Raw genomic sequence first — 17,201 nt, forward strand, 5'->3', positions numbered from 1 at the left:
TGTCATGAATGGGAAAGGCAGCAGCAGGGACAAAGGATGCCTCCGCTGCTGCTTATATATAAACACTTTTGTAAAGGTGCAGCTATATTACAATTGCCCTTTGATGCTGTCCATGCTGTAAGCGGTGCTGAGGATGTTGATGGCTGCGGCAATGTCGTCGCCGGTAGTCTGGTACAGGTTGTCGCCGATGGCGTCCGTCACTTCCTGGAACTGGGCGTCCGACAGCTTGCGGTCTGACTTGTACTGGAGGCCCATGATGAAGCCGATGGCCTCGGATAAATAATGGCTCTTCCTGGCCTGGTCGGCGAGGCTGTTTTGGGCGGCGTTCAGTTCGTGGATGGCGGCGGCGGCTACCAGTCGCTCCCACTCAGCGCGGACAGTGGCGGCGGCAGCATCTTTACCAGCCATGTCTTTGGCGGAGATGGCAGCCCGGCCTTTGATGAAGGCATCCATGATGGCTTTGTTGCTTCCGAGGGCGGCATCTACCTGATTGCTGTAATTGGCCCAGTATTTTGCGTCCTCTGTGTTGGCCGGAAAGTCCTTCGGGGCTCCGAAGTAGCCGAAGGCCTCGTCCCAGTGGTGCTCCATGGTAGTGCCTTCGCCCGGCGTCACGGTGGTGTTATCCACTGCTGCCCCGATTTTCTCCTCCGTCAGGTAGCCCTCCACCGCCTGGTTGTAGAACACGGCGCCCATCAGGCCTTTCTGGATTACCTGTCCGTACTCCACACCGTTCGCATCCACGAGGTATGTTCTGGAGCCGTCGGCTGAGGTAAGCAACCCGGCCGTGCCCTCTGAGGCGGGGGCGCCGCCGCGCTGGCTGGCAATGGCCACGGCATCAAAAAGCGCCTCGAACACGGGCTGGGCCGTTAGGATAGTCTTGTTCTTCAGTTGCTTGGTGGTAGCCTCGTTCAGGGCAGCGTCAGAAAAAGGCGTGTTGGCGTTCGCGTACATGTCCTTCATCTTCTGGGCGTTCAGTTCACTCCCGGTGTTGCCTGTCTTGATGTAGTCGCTCAGTTCTGCCAGCATGGCGATGCGCGTGGTCTGCCCGGAGTAATCAGCGTTTTCGAAGCTGTAGGTTTCCGGCAGGTTATAGGAAGGATTTTCCTCGCTGTCGTCAGAGCACGAAGTAAAAGCCACACAGGCGGCAACAGCCATCGTGAATGTCCGGAGTTTAAAGGCAGTCAAGGTCTTGGTCATACAAATATGCTGTTTTAATTTAGACTTAATATAAATAGGATGGGCAAAGCTAAGTTGAACCTGTCTTTGAGGCAAGCCTTATTTAAAATTATTTTAAATAAAGTGGAACCAAATCAGGGAAGGCAAAGAATAAGGATATGGCATAAAAGGAGAGAGGCAGCAACCGCCCCATTATATAAACACCTGGCGCCAAGAGAAAAGGCTACAGCCATCTTTAAACTGCACCGGAACCGGCTGCAGCGCGGGGAGGGCATCCGGCTGCCCCCTACTCAAAAGCCAGCCTGAGCAGCATGTATAACCCTGTTTATATTTTTTATTATATTTGATAAAATTCATATTTAAAACGTTAGCACTATGAAAAACGCAAAACTGATTGCCATTCTCTTTTTGTTGATGGCTCCGTTCCTGTATTCCTGCGAGGAAGGCACCGATGTGGTGGAGTCTGGCACCTATCAGGGCACCATTGACAAGGTAAATCCTGAAGAAACGGAGATTTATGTAAACACCGCCGATGACAAGCGCCTTGAGCTTTATTTCACAGAAACCACCACACTCGAAAGAAACGGCGAAACAGTGCCTTTCGAACAGTTGCAGCAAGGCCAGCAGGTAGAGGTGGAGGTGGAGAAAGTAGGGCAGCGGCTGGAGCCGATAGCCGTACGAATCCTGGAATAGCATGTATGACCCAACCTTCTGGCGGACGGAGATATGGCACCCGCTCACGGTGCATTTCCCTATCTCCTTTCTGCTGCTGGCTACCCTCGTTATGCTTATCGCCCTCTTCCTGAAGGGCACACAGGCGCACTTCTGGCACAGGGCCGGGGCCTATTTGCTATATGCCGGTTGCCTGGCGGCCTGGGTGGGCATCTACACGGGCGGGCTGGCAGACGGCATCGTCTCGAGGAAGATCTGCGACCCCACGGTGCTGAAGGACCATGAGATTGCGGCCGACAACATGGCGTACATCTTTTCTGCCGCCACCCTCCTGGTGCTGGCCCTGCGCCTGAACCTGCTGCGGGTAAAAACAAGGCTGCTACAGGTTGTGGCCGTGCTGCTGATGGTGGTAGGCTCCGGGTTTCTGGTATATGCCGGGCACCTGGGCGCCAGCGTGGTATACCAGCAGGCCGGGGGCGTGAATGTGCCCGCCGGCGACTGCGCCGGCTTCTGATGCGTGAACATCGGCATTTATATATAAAATCCCCGCCCTTCAAAGCGGGGATTTTATATATAGACTTATATAGCTCACTGGCTTTACGGAGCGTTGGTATCCATCTCACGGCATCCTTCCGCTGTTTCCTCACGTCTATGAGTTACAAGAGCAGCCTGTTTACTCCCTGCGCAGTTTCTTTTTCGCGGCGGTTTTGATTTATATCTTGATTTATATATAGCCTGTTTTCCGGATAACACCTATTTTATGGCACATGAGCACAGACGGCATCAAAGTATATAAGTTCGGGGGCGCCTCCGTGAAAAGCGCTGAGGCATTCCGCAACGCGGCCCGCATCGTAAAAACACACGGCGGCGAGCGGCAACTGCTGCTGGTGGTGTCGGCAATGGGGAAAACCACCAATGCCCTGGAGCAGGCAATGGACCTGGCGTACCGGCAGCAGGATTTTGAGCCGGAATACCAGCGCATCAAAGCCTATCACGAAGAAGTGCTCGCGGAGCTGTTCCCGGCACCCGACAACCCGGCACGCCAGCGGGTTGCGCAGTTGTTTGAGGTGCTGCACAGCACACTTCAGCACACCAGCCCCCACGCCAGCTACGATATGGCTTACGACCAGGCCGTGAGCTACGGGGAACTGATCTCCTCTGCCCTGCTGCACCACTTTCTGCAGGACCAGGGCCTTGCCAACGCCTGGGTCGACAGCCGGGAGTATATAAAAACCGACAGCACCTGGCGCGAAGCCCGGCTAGACTGGCCCCTTACCGAACGCTTGATAAAGCGCGATCTGCCGCCCCTGCTCCGGCAGCAATTGGTGGTGACGCAGGGCTTTCTGGGCGGCACCGGCGAGGGCCTTACCACCACGCTTGGCCGCGAGGGCTCCGACTTCAGTGCCGCGATTTTTGCCTACTGCCTCGACGCCGCCGAAATGTGCATCTGGAAAGACGTGGAGGGCCTGCTGAACGCCGATCCCAAGCACTTCCCGGACACCGTGTGCTACCCCGAGATATCGTTCCAGGAAACGGTGGAGATGGCGTATTACGGTGCCTCCGTCATCCACCCCAAAACCATCAAGCCCCTGGCCAACAAGCAGATTCCGCTGTACGTCAAATCGTTTCTGAACCCGGAGGGCAGGGGCACCAAAATATGCGACTGCCGTTTCGACAAAATAGCGCCCGCCTATATCATCAAAGAAAACCAGTGTCTCATATCCTTCAGCGTGAAGGATTTCACTTTTGTCTCGGAGAAGAACCTGGGGACTATCTTTAAAGCGCTTGCCGACCTGCGGATTAAAATGAACCTGATGCAGAACTCCGCCATCTCGTTTTCTATCTGCGCCGACTTCCACCAGGAGCGCCTGCAGCGCCTCATCCAGACGCTAAGCGATCAGTTCATCATCCACTACAACACAGGGTTGACGCTCTACACTGTCAAAAACTACGACGCAGCGAGCCTGGCCAGAGTGATGGACGGGAAAGAGGTGTTGCTGGAGCAGCGCACCCGCAACACCTGCCAGATTGTGACCCGCTAACCCGGCTGTCACTCACACTAAATTTATTTCTATTTCCTTCCACTAATAGCATGTTATACCAGAACTTTGTATTTACTTTGCGTATATAAAAGGCCCTTGTTAAACCGACTGCCTTTTGAGACTGATCACCACCTAAACCGCTATGCAAACTGCTGAAAAATTTACCATTACCTTCTTCTTCAAGCTTCTGGTGCTCTTTGTTCTTCTGATTGCAGGTGTTGTGTTCAAAACCACCGATCTGACGAAGCCAGTGGATGCCCGGAACCTGAAGCCTTCGCCGCCGGCAACGGTGACGGAGCCCGACTCCCAACAGATTCAGCGTTTGTACTTCCGGATGGTCAGCAGCGAGTCGTCTGCTTCCCTGTAAAGAGTTTTACCGCTGGTCATGTAGCTGTTGCCCACCCTTCCAGGTGGGCTTTTTTTATGCTTTCCGAATAAAAATCGTACATGCAGTATAGCACCAGCGAAACAGGAAAAGATATGGAGTTTATACTCGTAGACCCACAGGCCCGGCAGCACGTCGCCCTTATCCGACTCAACAGGCCCAAAGAGCTGAACGCCCTGAACCTGCAACTGATGGGGGAGTTGCGCGACGCGCTCCGGCAGCTCGACGAGGACGAGCAGGTGCGGGCCGTGGTGCTCACCGGCAACGAGCGCGCTTTTGCAGCCGGCGCCGACATCAAGCAGATGGCCGGGAAAACCGCCATCGACATGCTGCTCGCGGATCAGTTCGCCACCTGGGACCAGATCCGGAAAACCAGGAAGCCCATTATCGCGGCAGTGTCGGGTTTTGCGCTGGGCGGCGGCTGCGAACTGGCCATGACCTGCGACATGATCATTGCCTCAGAAACGGCTCTGTTCGGGCAGCCGGAGATAAAAATCGGGGTGATGCCGGGCGCGGGCGGCACACAGCGCCTCACCAGGGCCATCGGGAAGGCCAAAGCCATGGAGATGGTGCTGACCGGCAGGTTTATGACCGCAGCGGAAGCCGAGAAGCGGGGACTGATCAACCGCGTGGTGCCGGTGGAGCTATACCTGGAAGAAGCTTTGAAGCTGGCGGAAGAGGTAGCGCAGATGTCGCCGGTGGCGGCGCGGCTGGCGAAGGAAGCCGTAAACCGCGCCTTCGAAACGCAACTGGACGAAGGGCTGCACTTCGAGCGGAAGAACTTCTACCTCTGCTTCGCCTCCGACGACCAGGCCGAAGGCATGAGCGCCTTTATCGAAAAACGCAAACCCCGGTTCAAAGGCCGCTAAACCATATATGGCTGGCAATCTGTTTGCTGTCCATATATATTTCCGGCGCTACAGGCTTTGCGGCCGCATTTCCGTATGCCTTCAGCGAGCAACGTCCTGTGCATTTATATGGAAAGCTCCTCCATAAAGAACAAGCTATGCCGGTTCATAACTGAACACAGCCTGCTCTCTTTGTCTTGCATTTATATATGCAGAGTTATATGTGCGCTACTTATCCATATATAGCTGATTGATGCTGTCGCCTTATTCCCTCCTCGAAAATCAATTCTTATATATGTAAAGCCCACCGCTGCCTGGCTCCTGAGTATACGGATGAAACTAATGAAAGCCGCGCTCCCTCTATACTGTCATCCTGCAAGGATCTTGTGGGCGAGCCGCAACCACTCATCTATATAGCTACAGCTTCATCTCCCTTCTACCAAGATCCTTACAAGATGTATAATAGTTTGTACAAATTCGGTTCCCACATTTGACCACATTCCGAACGGTCACTTAAGCTAGTTCGTATTTTTTTATTTTGCCTACGCAAGCTACTGGCAGTAAGTAGCTTATGTAACACTGGGCAAACGCATTACTTTTTGTTAACCGGCATTGCTTGCAGGCGCAGGATTTAGGGCTTAATTTTGCAGCAAATTTTACGAGATAAGAAGTTTTCTCACTTAATACATGCAGCACATCCCCCACCGGCAGACTCTGCGCGAGCGCCTGCAGGCACACCATCTGAAAGCCACACACCAGCGCATTGTGGTGTACGAGGCACTGGTGGACCTGCACGGCAAGCACCCGACGGCGGAGGAAGTGTACCAGCTCCTGAAGCCCGCCAACCCCAGCGTGTCGCTGGGCACCGTCTATAAAACACTCGACACCTTTGCGGAGGCAGGCCTGGTACACAAGGTGCTTTCGGAGGAGGGCGGCAAGCGCTTCGACGCCAACGCCAGGGCCCACAGCCATATATACTGCAGCAACACCCGGGAGATCATCGATTTTGAAGACGAGGAGTTAGAGGCTTTGCTGCGGGAGTTCCTGCGCAAAAGAAACCTCCACAACTTCGAGCTAAAGGGCTTCTCGGTGCAGCTGACGGGGAACAAGGTGGAGCCGGAAAAGCAAATCAGCATAACATGCGTACCTAAAATAGATTTATAACTTAAAAACTTAGAAAATGGCAGTTTTAGTAGGTAAGAAAGCACCGTCTTTCAAAGCTACAGCCGTAGTAAACGGCGAAGAATTCGAGGAAAACTTTTCATTAGAGCAGTACCTGGGCAAGAAGCACGTGTTGTTCTTCTTCTACCCGATGGACTTCACATTTGTATGCCCGACAGAGATCCTGGCTTTCCAGGACAGGCTGGCGGATTTTGAGCGCAAAGGCGTGGCCGTTGTGGGCTGCTCCACTGATACGCACATGTCGCACTTCGCATGGCTGAACACGCCACAGGAGCAGGGCGGCATACAGGGCGTTACCTACCCGCTGGTAGCCGACGCCGCCAAAACGATCTCCCAAAACTACGACGTGCTGGCTGGCCACTACGACTACAACGAAGAGGGCGAGGTTACGTTTGTGGGCGAGCCGGTTGCGTACCGCGGCCTGTTCCTGATCGACAGGGAAGGCGTGGTGCGCCACCAGGTGGTGAACGACCTGCCGCTCGGCCGCAGCATCGACGAGGCGCTGCGTATGGTGGATGCCCTGCAGTATTTCGAGGAGAAAGGCGAAGTTTGCCCTGCCAACTGGGAAGAAGGCGAACTGGCCATGGAAGCCACTAAAGAAGGTGTTTCCGCATACCTTGCCAACAGGCTCAACTAAGCTAAACAAGCTTTAGCTACTATATATAAAAGCCACCGCAGTTGCGGTGGCTTTTATGGTTTTAGGGGTATGGTTTCGCTAAAGTAAGCTGTACGTGAACTCTGGAATTGTTCTGCCTAAGCTTTGAACTGCTGTACATCCCTTCGGCCATATATTCAAGTTCTATAGTTTGCTTTGGTGCTCTCGGGCCGAGAGGCCTCGTTTTCCCACTCGGTGCTGTGTAATTGAAGCTGCCTCCGCTCTGCTTCGGCTGCCGCATCCGCGGCACCGCAACATTTACAAGGCACCTCATGGAAAAACTGGAAACAGTGTCGCTTTGAGCTTCTTTAGAGGTTTGTATATAAAGATAGTAGCTTGCTTATCAGTAGATTAAATACAAAATAATTCCAGAGTTCACGTTAAGCTGTAGAATTAATTTATCCATCAGTTCATCAATAGAAAACTGGTTAGGCATACCCTTCAAAACTCATAATTACTTGTTCTTTTGTTTTCATAGCCAACATTCTATAAATTCCTACCAACGGTTGGGCTAAAGTACGCTTTAATGATTTTTAGCTTTTGTTGTGTGTTCGTTTTTCTTTTCTTCTTTCAATTATTTCTATTAAGGAAGGATTTACTTCTGTACCAAAGTAGTAGTCATAGAAGCACATATTTTTTCCTTTTTCCTCAATAACTTCATCTGCTTCAGAAGTCAAAACAAAGGAACTTGGCGCTAAATCAGTAAACTTGTCAAATCTTGCTTTCCAAGTTTTATTAATTACTTCATCTACAACTGCTTTTGTAAAGGATTTAGGGATATAGATTGCATCGGAAACGCTATAAGCAGCTAATTCATAATACAACTCTTTGAAAGCTTCTTGTTCTTTAATCTTTATTAGTCCAGCTTGTCCAGGAATAAATGAAAATATTGAAGACCATTTGGGGCTAGGCCAACCAGTCCATAAAATTTCGCATTTTGGATTATGCTTTAATTCGGCGTAATATTTTTGTCTTGTCCACCACCACCATAGATAAGCAAATCAAAATTAATGAGGTCAATGCTTTTAGAATTACTTATTTCTTCAAGCATTTTCTCAAAATCTTCAACCTCTATGGTTTTATATTTTCTCATTCTTTAAATGCCACACAACTTGCCGCTAAACGGAGTTATTCCGTATATCCACCCAATATACGCAGCTAACCGTAGCTGAACTCCCGGATATACTATATATAATACATCCTTTATATATAGCACAGCCTACCGCCTGAAACACCTTTATATATAGAAGTACTGATACGATTTCAGCAGCCGGATAAATTTTTTATTTAAATTTCGTTACGAAACTTGCCTTTGTAAAATTACTTTGGTAAGTTTGGCCACATATTACAAGCAGGCAATGATTCAGCACCTTTCTTTTTACTTTAGCTATTACTTTTTTGGTACTCCGAAGGGGCTCCAGAGATAGCTATTGTGTAAGTAAGTGCTTTACAATATAGAACTCAGGAAGCCCCGCCTTAAGCGGGGCTTTTTCTATTTTTATGACACACGGAAAAATTAAAGTAGCGATTCAGGGAGGCCCGGCCTCCTTCCACGAGGTGGCTGCCCAGCAGTACTTCCCCGAACACGACGTGCAGAGCTTGCCCTGCCAGTCGTTCCGGGAGTTGTGCGAGGCCCTGCACAAAGGCAAGGCCGACCAGGCGGTGATGGCCGTGGAGAACACGCTGGCGGGCAGCATTCTGCCGAATTACAACCTGTTGCACCAGTACAACCTGTTCGTGACGGGCGAACTGTGGCTGCCGATCGAGCAGAACCTGATGGCCCTGCCGGGGCAGCGGTTGCAGGACCTGCGCAAAGTAGTGTCGCACCCGATGGCCCTGAACCAATGCACCGAGTTCCTGACACAGCGGCCGCAGCTGCAACTGCAGGAAAGCCACGACACCGCCGACAGCGCCAAGGAGATCAGGGAAAAAGGCCTGGAGGGCGTGGCCGCCATTGCCAGCAAGCAGGCCGCTGCCCTGTATGGCCTGGAGATGCTGGCTGAGAACATCGAAGACCGGCGCGACAACTTCACGCGCTTCCTGGTGGTGAACCGGGAGCGGCCAAAGGCTGTGGTGTCCACCAACAAAGCCACGCTCCTGCTGCAGGTGTCGCACGACAGATCGCTGGCGGATATCTTCACGCAGTTGAGCCTGCACAACATCCACACGGCGCTGATACAGACGCTCCCGGCCATTGCCCGCAGCTACGCGCATTATATGGTGATAGAGCTGGAGGGAGAGTCGAGCGATAACCTGCAGGAGACGATTGCCTCGCTGGAGCCCCTGGTGGAGTACCAGCAATTGATAGGCCTGTACCACAAGACAAAGTACCCGGAGCACCCGAACCCCAAAAAGAAGGTAAAGTCCTTACAGCTTTAGCAGCATGATCATTCCGAAAGCAGACCGCCTCCAGCACGTGCAGGAATACTACTTCGCCAGGAAGCTGGCCGAAGTACGGGCGCTCAACGAACAGGGGCGGCAGATCATCAACCTGGGCATCGGCAACCCGGACCAGCTCCCCTCCGCCGCCACCGTAGAGGCACTGCACACCTCGGCCTCGGCCAGCCAGAGCCACGGCTACCAGCCCTACAACGGCATCCCGGCTTTCCGGCAGGCCGTGGCCGAATGGTACAGCCAGACCTATAAGGTAGCTTTGACAGCGGCGGAAGTGCTGCCGCTGATGGGCTCGAAAGAAGGCATTATGCATATATCGCTGGCCTTCCTGAACCCCGGCGACAAAGTGCTGGTGCCGAATCCCGGCTATCTGGCCTACTCGTCAGCGGCCCGCCTGGCGGGTGCCGAGCCGGTGAGCTACCACCTGAGCGAGGAGAACGGCTGGCTGCCGCAGGAGCAGGAGCTGCTGCAACTGGTGCAGCAGGGCGGTGTGAAGCTGATGTGGATCAACTACCCGCACATGCCCACTGGCACCGAGGCCACGGCCGAGATGCTGGAAAAACTGGTAGCCTTTGCCCGTCGGCACCAGATCCTGCTCATCAACGACAACCCCTACAGCCTTGTGCTGCCCAACCAGTCGCCGCTGAGCTTGCTGAGCATACCGGGCGCGAAAGAGGGCTGCCTTGAGTTGAACTCGCTAAGCAAGTCGCACAACATGGCGGGCTGGCGCGTGGGCATGGTGCTGGGCCACCCGGACTACCTGGCCACCATCCTGGCCGTGAAAAGCAATATGGACTCCGGCATGTTCCTGCCCATCCAGCAGGCCGCCGTAGAGGCCCTGCAGAACGACAGCGCCTGGCACGACGCCCGCAACAAAGTATATGCCGCCCGCAAGGAACTGGTGCATCAACTCCTGGACACGCTGCACTGCCGCTACCAGCCCAATTCCGTGGGCATGTTTGTGTGGGCGCGCGTGCCGGACCATATCCCCGATGTGGAAGCCTACCTGGACGAACTGCTCTACGAGGCAGGGGTTTTTATCACGCCAGGCAAAATTTTCGGCAGCCAGGGGGAACGATATCTGCGCGTATCGCTTTGTATATCAGCGGCCCAGTTAGAAGAAGTCATTAAACGAATCAAAAATCATATCTTACAAACCGTTAGCCATGAGCTCAAATAATTCAAACCTAAACATTACCTCAGACTCGAAAATCCTGTACGGCGGCCCGCTTCCGACACTAATTTCGGGCCCCTGCAGCGCCGAGAGCGAAGAACAGATGCTTCAGACAGCCCGCGGGCTGATAAAGGACCACCGCGTGCATATTTTCAGAGCTGGTATCTGGAAGCCACGCACCCGTCCGGGCCTGTTCGAGGGAGTAGGTAAAGTTGGATTAGAGTGGCTGCGCACCGTGAAGCAGGAAACAGGTTTGCCAACAGCCGTTGAGGTGGCGAACGCGCAGCATGTGGAAGAGGCGCTGGAGTATGGCGTGGACATCCTGTGGGTGGGCGCGCGCACCACGGTAAACCCGTTCTCGGTGCAGGAAGTGGCCGATGCCCTGCAGGGCGTGGACATCCCGGTGCTAGTGAAAAACCCGGTGAACCCCGACATTCAGCTGTGGCTGGGTGCCCTAGAGCGCCTGAACCGCGCCGGTATCACCGATCTGGGTCTGATTCACAGAGGCTTCTCTACCCCGAACAACAAGCCGTACCGCAACCATCCGAAGTGGGAAACCATCCAGCAGATTCGTGCGCTGGCTCCTGGCATCCCGCTGTTCTGCGACCCGAGCCACATTGCGGGCCGCCGCGACCTGCTAGACACTGTGAGCCAGCAGGCCCTGCACCTGGGCGTAGACGGGCTGATGATCGAATCACATATAAACCCGGATGTAGCCCTGAGCGACGCTTCGCAGCAGGTGACGCCGGAAGGCCTGACCTCCCTGCTGAACGGCCTTGACCTGGACCATGAGCACGTGGCGGGCCCTGGCCAGTTGCAGGATCTGCGTAACCTCATCGACCGCCTGGACCACGACCTGATCAACCTGCTGTTCCTCCGTTCTGATGTGTCCAAGCGCATCGGGGAGTATAAGCGCGCTAACGCACTCGATATTTTTCAGGCAGGCCGCTGGAAGGAGATCGTGGTAGACAGAATCAAACTGGCTAACGAGATTGGTGTGGACGAGGGCTTTATCAGAGCTATTTTTGACGCCATCCACCAGCACTCCATCGGGGTACAGAACGAGGTGATGAATGCCGCCCCGGCACCAAAGAACTCCGAGGAAAGCTCGGTGGAGAAGTAACGGCAGTTGCCGCACTATATAGATACAAGTAGCAAGACGCAGGATTTGCCGGCTTGTGAATGACGGATAAAAGAGAGGGTTGGCGCTGATTTGGCGCCAACCCTCTCTTTTTAAAGTGCTGTGGCATAGAATCTTTGTGTTTAGCTGGGTCCGGAAGGGCACGATGTTTATCTTTGCGCTGTTGCATAGCAGCATCAACCTAAAGAAATTTTTGCACATGAAAACCCCGATCTCCCGCCTCCGCACCGTGGGCATATATGAAGGAATCTCTTACCTGCTCTTGCTGGGCATCGCCATGCCCATAAAGTATATGCTGGGCATACCGGAAGTGGTGAAATACGTAGGCTGGGCGCACGGCGTGCTGTTCGTTTTATATATGATGGCGCTGCTGCAGGTAACGCTCGTTCACCGCTGGTCAATCCTGAAGGTGGCCGCTGGCGTGCTCGCCTCGCTCCTGCCTTTCGGCCCCTTTATCCTGGACAGGAAGCTGCTGCACGACGAGGAAGAAAAAGCCGCGCACCGGCAGAAGCAAGCAGCCTGAGTTTATATATGATTCCAGGAGCGCATCCGCCGTTTATATATGGTTCCATATATAAACGGCGGATGCGCTATATATAGCCACTACTCCCCCTGTGCTTCCAATCCGGCTTTGCGCGCGGAGGCCTGGGCGATGACGCTGCTGGCCAGGAGTTGCAGCGCATGGTAAATCATAATGGGGAGCAGGATAATGCCGACAATGTTGGCGTCCGGAAAGAGCACTTTGGACATGACGGTACCGTGCACCAGCGATTTTTTGGAGCCGCAGAAGATGGCCGTGATGCGGTCCCCGCGGTTGAAGCCCAGCAGGCGGCTGATGCCGCTCGTGATGCCGAAAACCAGGAAGAACAGCCCAATCATGGCGACGCCCAAGGTGCCCAAATCAAGCAGGCTATAGCCGCTGAACATGTGGCGGGCAAAGGACTCGCAGAAGGAGGTGAACACGATGAGCAGGATGATGACCTGATCGAAAATACGGAGCTTCTTCTTGTTGCGCTCGGCGAAGCCTCCCCAGTAGCGGTGCAGCACAATGCCCAGCACCACCGGCAACAGCACCTGCAGCACCAGTTTGCCCATCACGCCGCCCAGGTCAAACTCCCCGGAGCTGCTGGTCAGGAAGAGGCCCATCCAGAGGGGCGTGATGAAAATACCGAGCAGGCTGGAGATGCTGGCGTTGAAAATGGCCGCCGGAATATTGCCTCCCGCTATCGACACCATCACCACCGAAGACGACACCGTGGACGGCAGGGCAGCCAGGTAAAACGTTCCCAGCCAAAGCAGTTCCTGCTCGCCCCCCTCAAAAAAAGTGTGCAATGGCAGGATGAGCAGCGGGAACAGCACAAACGTGCTCAGCTGCACCACCAGGTGCAGCCGCCAGCTGCTCAGGCCAGTCTTCAGCTTCTCCGGGCTCAGGCGCAAGCCGTAAAAGAAGAAAATCGCCGACACGCCATAGTTCGCCACATCGCCCAGCGACAGCGGCTCCCGGTCCACGCCCACCTCCGGGAACAGCCAGGCCAGCACAATCATGCCGATCAGGGCCAGCAGAAACCAGTCCAGCCCTATACGGGATGCCAGTGCGCCTGCCCGCGGGATAAGGCCGGGAAGGCCTGCTGCTTCCTGTTTTTCTTTTTTCATGCGGCAAGTAAGCGAAGCACGTGTTCTAAGTCAAAAGAATGAGGTTATATATGAATTGGCCTTCCATTTGGTTTAGGTCAGCATCAGTTCTAGGACTATGCTACTTTCAGTCCGGCTATACTAAAAGCACAACGGCCCCGCACATAAATGCAGGGCCGTTTTATATAGCCGCCTTAGCTTTAAAAATCCAGCAGGTCTATCGTTTCCAGCTCAAACTGCGTGGTGTCCTCTTCCACCACTGTGGAGTCCTGGGCGGTTACGATCAGGTCGCGGGCGCGGCCGTAGAGTTGCACATCCGGTGTCAGGTTCTCGTACTCCTCCTGCGAAATCAGGCCACGTCGCCGCATGATGCCGCCAATCAGCCGGTAGTAGCCGCTTTTGTAGCTGCGCAGGTTGCCGTAGCTGTCGAAGGAGGAGCGGTAGCGCTTGGGGCTCGGGATGATGCTCGTCAGGAAGATGGCCTCGGCCAGGTTCAGTTCGGAGGGCTGCTTGCCGAAATAAAACCGGGAGGCGTCTTTCGCGCCATATACGTTCGGGCCCCACTCGATGATGTTGAGGTACACCTCAAACAGGCGGTTTTTGGAGACAAGGTTCTCGTTCTCGATCAGCCACACGATAATGGCCTCCTCCACTTTACGGGCCACCGTCTTTTTCCGCGACAGGAACACGTTCTTCACCAGCTGCATGGAGATGGTGCTGCCGCCCCGGGCAAACTCCCCCTCCTCTATGTTCTTGATGATCGCCTGCCGGAACGCCTCCTCATGAAAACCGTTGTGGCTGTAGAAGCCCGCGTCCTCGGCGCTCAGGATGGCGTTGCGCAGGTAAGGCGATATCTGGCTTATCGGGCTGTAGAAGGGGTTGGACGGGCCCACCGTGAAGGTGCGCACCGGCTTGCCGTATTCGTACACCGTATGCACAAAAGAGCCGTTGATCTTCTCGATGTTGGTGTTCCCCCATTCCAGTATCTCAAAGTCTTTCGAGGCGTCCAGGTCAGAGTTGAAGACCAACTGGTTCAGGCTGTCCGTGTTCACGTGGAACCTCATGTCATACTGCAGCCAGCCTTTCGCCTTGATGCCTTCCAGGTTCTCGAACAGGCCCGTCGGCAGCGACCCGAAGAAGTCGTTGGCGGGCACTTTTTCCGTCTTCACCATCAGGTCCACAATTTTGGTGGTGTCCACCTCCTGGTAGGCGGCATAGATGTTGGCCTCTGCCTTGTTCACGCGCACCTCCGTCAGGCTGTCAATCACGTACAGGTCCGGCCCCAGCGTCACGACGTAGTCTACGGCGCTCTCGCGCACGTTTATATCCTCCTCGCCCGACAGTTTCGGGTGGTTCAGGGTCAGGTTGTTCACCATGGCGCTGCCGCGCATCGTCAGCTTCTCTTTTTTGAACTGCTTGCTGTTCAGGCTAAAGCGCACGGTGTCGAAGGTGACTCCCGCGTCCAGCTTCTTTTTTATATAGGGTATGCGCACGCCCATATCATCGTAGGCATACAGCTTGCCTGCGATGCGGTATTTCTTCGGGTCGATAGTGCCGAACACGCGCAGGTTGTTCACCAGCGAGTCTGTCTGCACGGCAAGTTGCGAGGCTATCTTGCCGTCGTGCATGCGCAGGAAGGGCACTTCCACGTTAATGGTGCGGCTGGTGGAGACATAGGAGGCGTTGAGGTTACTGAAGTCCACCTGGTCCGGCACGTTCTGAAACGCCGTCTCGATTACCCGGTTCAGCAAGGCGCCGTAGTTGCGCCCCTTCGAAATTGTGTCGGCTGGCTGCGCGGGCTGGCTTTTCTTAAACAGGAATTCAAAGTTCGTCTCGTCGCCGTTCTTCACCGCCGTCAGGTAGGTGTTGTCGACCTGGAGTTTCCTGAACACGATGCGGCCCGCGAAGATAGAGCGGACGCTGACGGCGGCGTACACGCTGTCGGTCCTGAAAAGGGTGTCCTGCCCGTGCGGCACCAGCGAGATGTCTGACAGTATCACGGAGTTCCAGTCATCAAAGGCGGCGTTGCCGACGGTGAAGTCGGCGGGGTACCTGCTTTCCACCTTTTCCTCCACGCGCGCGATGGTATAGTCCAGCACACTGCTCCTGAAAGCGAAAAGCAGTACAATAAGTAGCAAAAAGAAGGCGATAACGCCGCCAAATATAGCTAACAGCCTGTTTCTTAAACGTCGGTCCAAAATTTTATGATGCGAATTAATAGTTGTTTCTCTCAGCTTGGGCAGCACCCGATAAAGGCCTTTCCAGGCACAGTGTGGGCTTAAAGCGCGGCTGCCACACCTCACGTTCTACGGAAGCATGCGGCTTAAGATATATAATACAAGCCCGACTGTACAAGCATAGTGCCAAAGCTACGCTTTCCCAACCATATAATCCTATATATAGCAGTCGGTTAACGGTCGTGTCCGGGCCTCAGCAACCCGCCGGGCACGCGAAATCAGCGGGCGGGCTTTTGGCATCCTGCGGCAAACCTGTGTATATTTGGACAAAGAACGACTGCCCCTATGAACCTGACCCCGCTTACTGCTATATCGCCGGTGGATGGCCGCTACCGCCGCCACACCTCCGAACTTGCCGGCTACTTCTCCGAATTCGGCCTTATCCGCTACCGGGTGCTGGTGGAGGTGGAGTACTTTATTGCCCTCTGCGAGCTGCCCCTGCCGCAATTGGCGCAGGTAGATGCCAGCCTGTTCCCGCAGTTGCGCCATATATATGAGCAGTTCTCCGAAGTGGACGCCCTCATCATCAAAGAAACGGAGAAAGTGACGAACCACGACGTGAAGGCCGTGGAGTATTTTCTCAAGGACAGGTTCGACGCGCTGGGGCTGAGCGACTACAAGGAGTTTATCCACTTCGGGCTCACCTCGCAGGACGTGAACAACACCGCAATCCCGCTCTCGCTGCTGGAGGCCGACACACGGGTGCTGCGACCGGCTTACCAGCACCTGCACCGGATGCTGACCGGCCTGGCCCGGGAGTGGAAGGACATTCCGATGCTGGCCCACACGCACGGGCAGCCGGCCTCCCCCACCCGCCTGGGCAAAGAGTTTATGGTGTTTGCTGAGCGCCTGGAGGCACAGCTGGGCCAGCTGCGCCAAGTGCCTTTCTCGGCGAAGTTCGGCGGCGCGACGGGCAATTTCAATGCCCACCACGTGGCGTACCCGGAAGTTAACTGGCCGGAGTTCGGCAACCGCTTTGTGCAGGAGGTGCTGGGCCTGCGCCGCAGCCAGTACACCACCCAGATAGAGCACTACGACAACCTGGCAGCCTATTTCGACGGGCTGAAGCGGCTGAACACCATCCTGCTGGACTTTTCGCGCGATGTGTGGCAGTATATCTCCATGGGCTACTTCAAGCAGAAAATCAAAGAGGGAGAGGTAGGCTCCTCGGCCATGCCGCACAAGGTAAACCCCATCGATTTTGAGAATGCCGAAGGAAACCTGGGCATCGCCAACGCCGTGCTGGAGCACTTGGCCGCCAAGCTGCCCATATCCCGCCTGCAGCGCGACCTGACTGACTCTACGGTGCTGCGCAGCGTGGGCGTGCCGCTGGCGCATATACTGGTCGCCCTCAAATCGCTGGAGCGCGGTATTGGAAAGCTGGAGCTGAATGAGACGGCCCTGCAGGCGCACCTGGAGGCCAACTGGGCCGTGGTGGCCGAGGGCATCCAGACGGTGCTGCGCCGTGAAGGCTACCCGCAGCCCTACGAGGCCCTGAAGGCGCTGACCCGCAACAACGAGAAGATGACTGAGCAGAGCATTCAACGGTTTATTGACACCCTGCAGGTGCGCGATGAGGTGAAGGCCGAGCTCAAACAAATATCCCCGTTCAATTACACGGGCGTAGACCTGCTTTAGGCGCAGCCATATATAACAGTTAGAT

17 protein-coding genes are annotated in these 17,201 nt (G+C 54.7%); 12 read left to right on the forward strand and 5 right to left on the reverse strand.

The window, feature by feature from the left end; translation table 11 throughout:
• Window positions 1-87 precede the first annotated feature (87 nt).
• A complete protein-coding gene (locus GSQ62_RS09620; protein ID WP_161889298.1) occupies window positions 88-1,197 on the reverse strand; it encodes a DUF4856 domain-containing protein in 1,110 nt (369 codons plus the stop codon).
• 354 nt (window positions 1,198-1,551) lie between these two features.
• Between GSQ62_RS09620 and GSQ62_RS09625 the strand changes: the two genes are divergently transcribed.
• The 7 genes from GSQ62_RS09625 to GSQ62_RS09655 all read left to right on the forward strand — a co-directional run bounded on the left by GSQ62_RS09625 (window position 1,552) and on the right by GSQ62_RS09655 (window position 6,942).
• Entirely contained in the window at window positions 1,552-1,869 is a 318-nt protein-coding gene (locus GSQ62_RS09625) for a hypothetical protein (RefSeq protein WP_161889299.1), read from the forward strand.
• 1 nt (window position 1,870) lies between these two features.
• Window positions 1,871-2,362 carry a DUF2231 domain-containing protein gene (locus tag GSQ62_RS09630; protein WP_161889300.1) on the forward strand — a complete coding sequence of 164 codons (492 nt, stop codon included), beginning with the start codon at window positions 1,871-1,873 and terminating at the stop codon, window positions 2,360-2,362.
• A gap of 253 nt (window positions 2,363-2,615) precedes the next feature.
• Window positions 2,616-3,890, forward strand: a complete 1,275-nt coding sequence (locus GSQ62_RS09635) for an aspartate kinase (protein ID WP_161889301.1) — start codon at window positions 2,616-2,618, stop codon at window positions 3,888-3,890.
• 142 nt (window positions 3,891-4,032) lie between these two features.
• Window positions 4,033-4,257: a hypothetical protein gene (locus tag GSQ62_RS09640; RefSeq protein WP_161889302.1), complete on the forward strand. Its 225-nt coding sequence runs from the start codon at window positions 4,033-4,035 to the stop codon at window positions 4,255-4,257.
• Between the two features lie 113 nt (window positions 4,258-4,370).
• A complete protein-coding gene (locus tag GSQ62_RS09645) occupies window positions 4,371-5,144 on the forward strand; it encodes an enoyl-CoA hydratase-related protein (protein WP_161889303.1) in 774 nt (257 codons plus the stop codon).
• A gap of 666 nt (window positions 5,145-5,810) precedes the next feature.
• Window positions 5,811-6,287 carry a Fur family transcriptional regulator gene (locus GSQ62_RS09650; protein WP_161889304.1) on the forward strand — a complete coding sequence of 159 codons (477 nt, stop codon included), beginning with the start codon at window positions 5,811-5,813 and terminating at the stop codon, window positions 6,285-6,287.
• A 16-nt stretch (window positions 6,288-6,303) separates the two neighbouring features.
• Complete coding sequence (locus GSQ62_RS09655) at window positions 6,304-6,942, forward strand: peroxiredoxin (protein WP_161889305.1); 639 nt, start codon at window positions 6,304-6,306, stop codon at window positions 6,940-6,942.
• Window positions 6,943-7,493: 551 nt separating this feature from the next.
• Here the strand turns inward: GSQ62_RS09655 and GSQ62_RS09660 are convergent.
• Both GSQ62_RS09660 and GSQ62_RS09665 read right to left on the reverse strand, forming a co-directional pair.
• Window positions 7,494-7,784, reverse strand: coding sequence for a hypothetical protein (locus GSQ62_RS09660; protein ID WP_161889306.1), 291 nt, complete (start codon window positions 7,782-7,784; stop codon window positions 7,494-7,496).
• Between the two features lie 125 nt (window positions 7,785-7,909).
• Complete coding sequence (locus GSQ62_RS09665) at window positions 7,910-8,053, reverse strand: hypothetical protein (RefSeq protein ID WP_161889307.1); 144 nt, start codon at window positions 8,051-8,053, stop codon at window positions 7,910-7,912.
• 407 nt (window positions 8,054-8,460) lie between these two features.
• Between GSQ62_RS09665 and GSQ62_RS09670 the strand changes: the two genes are divergently transcribed.
• The 4 genes from GSQ62_RS09670 to GSQ62_RS09685 all read left to right on the forward strand — a co-directional run bounded on the left by GSQ62_RS09670 (window position 8,461) and on the right by GSQ62_RS09685 (window position 12,192).
• A complete protein-coding gene (locus tag GSQ62_RS09670) occupies window positions 8,461-9,339 on the forward strand; it encodes a prephenate dehydratase (RefSeq protein ID WP_161889308.1) in 879 nt (292 codons plus the stop codon).
• Window positions 9,340-9,343: 4 nt separating this feature from the next.
• On the forward strand, window positions 9,344-10,534 hold the full coding sequence (locus GSQ62_RS09675; RefSeq protein WP_161889309.1) for a pyridoxal phosphate-dependent aminotransferase: 1,191 nt from the start codon (window positions 9,344-9,346) through the stop codon (window positions 10,532-10,534).
• Complete coding sequence (locus GSQ62_RS09680) at window positions 10,521-11,651, forward strand: chorismate mutase (RefSeq protein ID WP_161889310.1); 1,131 nt, start codon at window positions 10,521-10,523, stop codon at window positions 11,649-11,651. The genes GSQ62_RS09675 and GSQ62_RS09680 overlap by 14 nt, the downstream gene beginning before the upstream one ends.
• A 217-nt stretch (window positions 11,652-11,868) precedes the next feature.
• Entirely contained in the window at window positions 11,869-12,192 is a 324-nt protein-coding gene (locus tag GSQ62_RS09685; protein ID WP_202621869.1) for a DUF3817 domain-containing protein, read from the forward strand.
• A gap of 80 nt (window positions 12,193-12,272) precedes the next feature.
• Here GSQ62_RS09685 and GSQ62_RS09690 read toward each other — a convergent pair whose 3' ends face one another.
• Window positions 12,273-13,322, reverse strand: a complete 1,050-nt coding sequence (locus tag GSQ62_RS09690; RefSeq protein ID WP_202621870.1) for a bile acid:sodium symporter family protein — start codon at window positions 13,320-13,322, stop codon at window positions 12,273-12,275.
• Window positions 13,323-13,501: 179 nt separating this feature from the next.
• Complete coding sequence (locus tag GSQ62_RS09695; RefSeq protein ID WP_237587129.1) at window positions 13,502-15,439, reverse strand: biosynthetic peptidoglycan transglycosylase; 1,938 nt, start codon at window positions 15,437-15,439, stop codon at window positions 13,502-13,504.
• A 384-nt stretch (window positions 15,440-15,823) separates the two neighbouring features.
• Here GSQ62_RS09695 and purB point away from each other — a divergent pair, with 384 nt between their 5' ends.
• The gene (gene purB / locus GSQ62_RS09700) at window positions 15,824-17,176 is read left to right on the forward strand and encodes an adenylosuccinate lyase (RefSeq protein ID WP_161889312.1); all 1,353 of its coding nucleotides are present in this window, start codon (window positions 15,824-15,826) and stop codon (window positions 17,174-17,176) included.
• Window positions 17,177-17,201: the final 25 nt, after the last annotated feature.

Origin of the sequence: Pontibacter russatus, from assembly GCF_009931655.1 — a bacterium.
Lineage (GTDB): Bacteria > Bacteroidota > Bacteroidia > Cytophagales > Hymenobacteraceae > Pontibacter > Pontibacter russatus.